Annotated in this window: 2 protein-coding genes; one reads left to right on the top strand and one right to left on the bottom strand. The window is 64.1% G+C overall.

The features are described from left to right. Positions 1 to 71: 71 nt before the first annotated feature. Positions 72 to 4970 carry an alpha-2-macroglobulin family protein gene (locus ACO6VD_RS17350; protein ID WP_422420839.1) on the bottom strand — a complete coding sequence of 1633 codons (4899 nt, stop codon included), beginning with the start codon at positions 4968 to 4970 and terminating at the stop codon, positions 72 to 74. Between the two features lie 101 nt (positions 4971 to 5071). Here ACO6VD_RS17350 and ACO6VD_RS17345 point away from each other — a divergent pair, with 101 nt between their 5' ends. After that, on the top strand, positions 5072 to 6415 hold the full coding sequence (locus ACO6VD_RS17345) for an MATE family efflux transporter (RefSeq protein ID WP_422420837.1): 1344 nt from the start codon (positions 5072 to 5074) through the stop codon (positions 6413 to 6415). Positions 6416 to 6477 lie beyond the last annotated feature (62 nt).

The raw sequence follows: 6477 nt of genomic DNA, 5'->3' as shown, positions 1-6477 counted from the left end.
TCTGTGTAGCGCGGGGGCGTGCACACAACCCCCCCCCCCCCCCCCCCCCCCCCCGCTCCCACCGGCCACTGTTATCGGCCCTTGATCACCATCTCACCCGCCGACTCACCCACCGACTGCAGGTTCGGCCGGTACATCGACTCCACTTGCGGCGGCGGCACACGGTAGGTGCCGGGGGTCACCGCCCGCGCCAGGTACAGCAAGTGGGTGGTGCCGTAGCTGTCTACCGGCAGCGCCGCGACATAGCGATCATCACGGAACTCCTGATGCACGACATTGGCGTTCTGCATCGACTCACGCCACTGTTTGACCGCGCTGCTGGCGTTTTCCAGGCTGGCGGCGCTCTGCGCCAGGTTCTGGTTTTCCAGCTCAAGACCCGCAGGCAGCAAGTCGACCACCAAGGCATCCGGCACTCGGCTGGTGGCAGTTACCGCCAGGTGTACCAGCACCAGGTCACCACTCTTGAGCGCCTGAACATCCAGGGTCTGGCCATTCATCCCCAGGTACTCGCGGCGAATGCTCATACCGCTGTTGCTTGCCGCCGGGGCGTGGCGTGGATAACCGGACAGGGTCAATTGCTGGTACAGCGTGTCGCTGCCTTGATTGTGCACGGTCAATGGTGAGGCCAGCAGCGGCCCTTCAAGCTTCAGACCGGACTGCTCGCTATTCAGATCACGCCACTCACCGGCACTGTCCAGACGCGCCGACCACTTGCCCTCGGGTTTGCTCAACAGGCCGCGTCCAGCGAGGAACAAGGCGTTGCGCTCCTGGGTCGACAACCATTGGTTGGCCGCGACCTGGTCGGAGAGTTGGAACAAGCGCTGATCCAGGGTGCTGCTGGCCAGGTTGTTTTCTTCGAGCAACGCCAGGATCAATGCCTGGTCACGGACCGGACTGCCATAGTCGCCCAGCCAGTCCTTGTCATTGCGGCTGACTGCCAGCCCCGCTTGCAAAGCTTGTTCGGCACGTGGCTTGTCGCCCATTTTTTCCAGGGCAATGGCCAGTTGCACCAATGGCAAGCCCGAGCGCGCATCGCTACGTCGCTCGAACAGGCTGCGCAACGCACCCAATGGCGCCTGTTGCGTACGGGCGAGGACCAGGGCGGCATAAGCCTGTACGGCAAAGCGGCTGTGCTCGGCGTTGTTGCTGTAGTTGACCTCGATCAGATTGCGCTCTTGCAGATAACGCAGTAGCCGCTCGCTGGCCTTCTTCAAGGCGTCGGCAGGCACCGCATAGCCCTGCTCGCGAGCACGCAGAAGGAAGTCGGTGACATAGGCGGTCAGCCAGTACTCCTCTTCGTCATCCGAACTCCACAGACCGAAGCTGCCGTTGTAGCGCTGCATACCCAGCAGGTGTTCGATGCCCATTTCGATCTTGCGCTTACGCACCTCGGCCGGCTCGCCGGTGATGCCCAGACGCTTGAGGGTCGCGGCATCGGCATACAACGAGGGGTACAGACCGCTGGTGGTCTGCTCCAGGCAACCATAGGGGTAGGCTTCCAGGGCCCGGATCTGCTCGGCCAGGTTCAGCGGCGGACGGCTGGACAAGGCCAGCATTGCCTCCAGGCCCGCCGGCTCGAACGCGGCAAGATCCGTTTCCGGCAGGCTCCACGGTTGCTCGCCGAGCGCCACCCGGTAGTGCTTGAGCATGGCCGGATAGGCCGGGCGGATGCCCAGGGTCCATTCGCGGCTAAAGGCCGTGGCCGTCTCACCTGGCAGTTGTAGCCCCAGCACCTCGACCTTTATCTTGCCTTGCCCCAAGCCACCAGTGGCCTGCACCGGCACCTGCAGGGTGACGCGCTTGCCCTGGGTCAGATCGAGGGTTTGTTCGGCCGCACGCATCAGGTTCAGTTGGCCTTCGGTGCTCAACCGCACCGTGAGTTTCTGCGCCTGCCCTGACAGGTTCGAGACATCCAGCGCCAAGGTCGTGCTGTCACCACCGGCGAGGAAACGCGGCGCCGACAACTCGGCAATCAAAGGCGCGGCAACCACTGTCTTGCCTTCAGCCACACCGTAACGCTCGTCGGTCCAGGCTTGAGCCATCAGGCGCAGCTCACCGTTGAAGTCGGGGATATCGACGCTGGCCTCGCCTTCGCCGTTGTCGTTCAGGGTAACCGGTGTGCTCTGCTGGGCGACGATGGTGACACTGGTGTTGGGTCGCTTGCCACCCTTGGCCATGGCCGCGTCGCCACCGAAGGCCAGGCTGGCCAGGCGGCCCTGACCGGCTTCGATCAACTGACCATAGATATCCAGTTGATCGGCCCCGTAGGCCTTGCGTCCGAACATGCCGGTGAACGGGTCCGGGGTCGGGTAGTCAGTGATGTTGAGGATGCCGACGTCCACCGCCGCCAGCAGCACGTGCACCTGCTTGGGCACACTGCCGTCGGCATTGCGCGCCTGTACCTTGACCGTCAACGGCTGCTTGGGCCGCATCTTTTCCGGCGCGTTGAGGGTCACCGCCAGCTTGCGCTCGGCACGGTCCAGCGGCAGGTGCAGCACACCGACTGCACGCTTGGGCGTGGCGTTGACCTTGCGCTCACCCGGACGAATCACCAGGGCGCTGACATACAGGTCATGACGCGCCCATTTGCGGTCGAGGTTGATGGCGAAGGTCTTGCCTTCGGCCGGTACGTCGATCTCCTGCCACCACAGCGGCCCCTCACTCGACTCGACCATCAGGTAACCGGTACCGGCCGCCGGTGGCGTGACGGTGACATTGGCGGTCGCGCCGTCGGCGTAGGACGGTTTGTCCAGGGCCAGCTTGACCTGGTCCGGGCGCACTGCGCCGCCGTCGGCATTGTCCTGGGCCCGGTAGCCGGCCCAGAAGCGCTCGCTGGAGACCAGACCGGTCTGCGGGTCTTCGACCTCGACGCGGTACGGCCCCCACTCGACCTGGAAATTCAGGCGGGCGGTGGAGCCAGCCTTGATGCTCACCGTCTCTTCGCTCTGGGTCAGGAACTTCTCGTTGAAGTTGTAGCTCCAGCCGTCGCTCTGCGAGTAGTTCCAGTAGTAGTCGCGGCGCTCGCGAATCAAGCGGACCTTGAGATCGTTGGCGGCCAATTTATTGCCGTCGCGATCGGCGACCAGCACTTCGAATTCCACCGGGCCGTCACTGTCGGTTTCTTCACCGTCGAACAAACCGCGCAACCCCGGCAGGCGTTCGGCTGGCCAGATCGGCTGCTCCAGGCGCCGGGTGATCGGCCGGCCACCGGACTCCTGCAAACTGGCCTGCACCGTCAGTTGCAGCGGCGAACGGGCTTCGGACCATTTGCTTTCGATGCTGATGGTGGTCTTGCCGTTGGCGTCCAGAGTGACTTCTTCCAGCTCCAGGTCCTGGCTCAATTCCGGCTCGGTGATCGAACCGAACTGGTAACCCGGCAAGGCCGGTACCGCTTCGCGCAGTGGACGCACATAAACCTGACCACTCAAGCGGTTGCCCGAGGCCGGCGCGCCGTAGAGGTAGCGGCCATTGACGTCGATCTCGGCGCTCTGTTCAGGGCTCAACGGCACATCACTGCCTTTGAGCTCCAGGGCCAGACGCTCCGGCAGGAAGTCTTCGACGAGAAACTCATAGATCTGTTTCTTGCCACCACCGAGGTCGAACAGCAGTTGCCAGCGCCCGGTCGGCGCTTCGCTGGCCAGTTGCAGCTGGTACTGGTAAAGACCATTGCTGCCCGGTTCCCAGACAAACTTGCGGCTGACCTGCTCATCGGGGCGACGCACTTCCACCGTCACCGGCTGGGGTTTGAGCGGTCGCCCGTCCTGGTCGCGCAACAAGCCATTGAGCAACACGGTCTCGCCCGGGCGATACAGGTCACGCGGACCGAAGACGAAGAACTGCAGGGGGTTGGCCTGCGGGCCGGTGATATCGAATTCCGCCAGATCCAGTGCAGCACTGTTCAAGCGCAGCATGGTGGTGTGCACACCCTGATGGGCCAGCAGGGTTTCAGCCTTCGGCGGCATCGGCAGTTGGGCATGACCATCGCTGTCGGTCTTGCCCTGGCCCAGCACACGGCCTTCGGCATCGAGCAATTCAAGGCTGACACCGCTCAGCGCCTTGCCGCCTTCCAGCCCCTGAGTGAACACGTCCATACGGTTCTGGTAGCGGTGCGCGGACACACCGATGTCGCTGAGCGTGAACAGCGTGGCCGGTTGCGAGTAGTCGTAGGTACCGGAAGCACGCATCACCGCCAGGTACACGCCAGGTTCTTGCAGCGGCTTGATCCCGGCAATTGGCAGCAACACGGTTTCACGGGTGTTGCGCGCCGGGTTGAGGTCGAAACGGCCGCTGTAGACCAGCTCGGCCATGTCCAGGGTTTCTTTCGACTGGTAGTAGTACAGGCTGCTGTTGCGGCCCCAGGCGCTGAGGAAAGACGACAGCGATTCCGGCTTGATGCGGAAGAACTCGACATCGACCTTGTTGACGTTCAGCGCGATCACCGGCAGCCCTTCGGCCAGACGCGTCGGCAGCAACGAGCCACGGCTGGCGAAGCCGATGGTGGCCTGCATGTCGCGGGTTTCCAGGCGGCTTACCGATTCGGCAGCCAGACGCTCGCCATTAACGGCCTGCAGGCCGGCATCGACTGTCAGCACCAGCTTGCGTTGCGGCTCGAGGTGACGCAAACGCAGCTCCATGCCGTTGTCGGACAGCTCCCAGGCACCGTCGACCTTGCCCTTGACGGTATCGACCAGGTGCACCCGGTCGGCGAAATTCTGCTGCGCATCCAGTGGCACCGAGAACGTCAAGGACAGGGCGCTGGCACCATCAACCTGGACTTCGGAAACATCCACCACCGTCAGTTCGCGACCGGCATAACGCTTGGCCAGGGTCGCGGCGTCCTCGCGGGCCGGCTTTGCGGCTTCCTGAGTCTGCGCAGGCACGGGGGCCGGGGCCGGCTTGTCCGGGACAGACGAGTCGCACGCACTGAGCAAAGCCAGCGCGCAGGCCAGCAACAATCCTTTGTTGAACATGGAGGTAACTCTTTGGCAGCAGGTTCTGAGGGAAGAACTATATATCAACAACGTCGTCCCCGTGCGCCGGCGCTACAATGTGCGGCTTGCCTGGAGCCGACATGTCCCGATTGCTGACCGACTGGCGCGACCGCCTGACCCACCGCAAGGTCTGGGCCCTGGCCGCGCCTATGATTCTCTCGAATATCTCCGTACCCCTGGTGGCCTTGGTCGATAGCGCCGTGATCGGCCACCTGCCGCACGCTCACCAGCTAGGCGCCGTGGCGGTGGGTGCCAGCTTGTACACCTTCCTGGCCTGGGTCATGGGCTTTCTGCGCATGGGCTCCACCGGTTTTGCCGCCCAGGCTGCCGGGCGCGCCGATGGTGCGGCCTTGCGCCAGGTGCTGGTGCAAGGCTTGCTGCTGGCGCTGCTGTTCGCGCTGTTGCTGGGCTTGCTCGCCCTGCCCTTCAGTCACCTGGCCCTGCAATTGATGCAACCGTCGGCGGCGCTGGAGCAGTCCACCCAGGACTTTTTCCAGACCCGTCTACTCGGCCTGCCAGCTGCCCTCGCCAGTTTCGCTCTGGTCGGATGGTTCCTCGGCACCCAGAACGCCAGGGCGCCCCTGGCGATTCTGCTGACCACCAACCTGCTCAATATCGCCCTTAACCTGTGGTTCGTGCTCGGCCTGGACTGGGGCGTGATCGGTTCTGCAAGGGCCTCGGTGATTGCCGAATGGAGTGCCGCCCTGCTCGGCCTGGCCCTGACCCGGCCGGCCTTGCGCGCCTACCCAGGGAAGATCGCCTGGGCGCTACTCGCACGCTGGCACAGCTGGCGGCCACTGCTGGCGGTCAACCGCGACATCTTCATTCGCAGCCTGGCCCTGCAGGCGGTGTTCTTCCTGATCACCGTGCAGGGGGCGCGTCTGGGTGAAGCCACCGTCGCCGCCAATGCCCTGCTGCTCAACGGCCTGCTTCTCACCGCTTACGCTCTCGACGGCCTGGCGCACGCGGTTGAAGCCTTGTGCGGCCATGCCATCGGCGCTGGCGATCGCCAGGCCCTGCGCCGTTCGTTGACGGTAGCCTGCGGCTGGTCGCTACTGGCCAGTAGCGGCTTTGCCGTGCTGTTCCTGTTTGGCGGGCACCTGTTTATCAATATGCAGACCGATATCGAAAGCGTGCGCGCAACGGCATACCAGTACCTGCCCTACCTGGCGTTACTGCCGCTGGTGGCGGTCTGGAGCTATTTGCTCGATGGTCTGTTCATTGGTGCGACCCGGGCGCGGGAGATGCGCAACGGCATGTTGATCAGTGTGGCCCTAGCCTTGCCGGTGGCCTATGCCGCCCGCGATCTGGGCAACCATGGCTTGTGGCTGGGCTTTCTGCTGTTCATGGCCTTGCGTGGGGTGACGCTGGGAGTGATGGGCTGGCGGTTGACGCGGCGGGATGGGTGGTTTGTTCGTCGTTGAAAGCATCGCGGGGGGAGCCCCCCCCCCCAAAAGAGGTGGGGAAGGGCCTTCCCCCCCAGTTT

The organism is Pseudomonas sp. GZD-222 (genome assembly GCF_049310525.1).
Classification (GTDB): Bacteria; Pseudomonadota; Gammaproteobacteria; order Pseudomonadales; family Pseudomonadaceae; genus Aquipseudomonas.
Note: the sequence above shows the minus strand (reverse complement) of the source record. Positions and strands in the feature narration are given on the sequence as shown.

Coding starts and splice junctions, on each gene's coding strand:
- ACO6VD_RS17350 (WP_422420839.1), bottom strand. CDS start 4,970: ATGTTCAACAAAGGATTGTTGCTGGCCTGCGCGCTGGCTTTGCTCAGT.
- ACO6VD_RS17345 (WP_422420837.1), top strand. CDS start 5,072: ATGTCCCGATTGCTGACCGACTGGCGCGACCGCCTGACCCACCGCAAG.